This is a genomic window from Streptomyces sp. NPDC047315, assembly GCF_040643215.1.
GTDB lineage: Bacteria > Actinomycetota > Actinomycetes > Streptomycetales > Streptomycetaceae > Streptomyces.
This window is the reverse complement of sequence record NZ_JBEYTZ010000125.1, coordinates 1-1,049: the sequence shown is the minus strand read 5'-3', so window position 1 is coordinate 1,049 and position 1,049 is coordinate 1. Positions and strand designations below refer to the sequence as shown.

Annotated in this window: 1 protein-coding gene; it reads left to right on the top strand. The window is 67.9% G+C overall.

Features of this window, described 5'->3' with window-relative positions; genetic code table 11:
- Window positions 1-1,049, top strand: a 1,049-nt coding sequence (locus ABZ842_RS38875) for a condensation domain-containing protein (RefSeq protein WP_361548622.1), incomplete at both ends; no start/stop codon positions are given.

Here is a 1,049-nt window from a genome sequence, read left to right as displayed (position 1 = left end):
CGTCCCCACCCCCGGCCACACCCCCAACACCGCCGACCTCCGAGAACACCTCGCCACCACCCTCCCCGACCACATGGTCCCCGCCGCCTTCGTCACCCTCACCGAACTCCCCCTCAACACCAGCGGCAAGCTCGACCGCAACGCCCTCCCCACCCCCGACTTCACCACCGAGATCACCGACCGGGCCCCCCGCACACCCCACGAACAGGTCCTCGCCACTCTCTTCGCGGAAGTCCTGGGCCTCCCCCGCGTCGGCATCGACGACAACTTCTTCGAACTCGGCGGACACTCCCTGCTCGCCACCCGCCTCACCAGCCGCATCCGCACCACCCTGAACATCGAGACGCCCGTACGCGCCCTCTTCGACACCCCCACCGTCGCCGGCCTGGCACGACACCTCAACGACCACGGCGCCCTCCGCCCCGCCCTCAGGCCCACCGCACGGCCGGAGCGCATTCCGCTCTCCTTCGCCCAGCGACGCCTGTGGTTCCTCAACCAACTCGAAGGCCCGAACCCGACCTACAACCTCCCCTTCGTCCTCCACCTCACCGGCACCCTCGACATCCGTGCCCTCCAGCAGTCCCTCGTCGACCTCGCCACCCGGCACGAGAGCCTGCGCACCACGTTCCCCGACATCGCGGGCACCCCTCACCAGCACGTCCTCAGCCCCGATGACGCCGCGCCCACCCTCGACATCCACCACACCACCCCGGAACGGCTGAGCACAGAGCTCACCCGTGTCGTTCGGCAGGGTTTCGACCTGGCCAACGAGCCGCCCCTTCGCGCGCACCTCTTCAACACCGCACCCGACGAGCACTCACTCGCGCTCGTCTTCCACCACATCGCCGCCGACGGCGAATCCACCGGCCCCCTGCTCAACGACCTTCTGCACGCCTATGAAAAGCGGGTCCAGAACGAAGACCCCGAATTCGTCGCGTTGCCGGTCCAGTACGTCGATTACACCTTGTGGCAGCGGGAACTGCTGGGCGACGAGAACGACGAGAACTCACTCGCCGCACAACAACTCGCCTACTGGCGCGAAACACTCA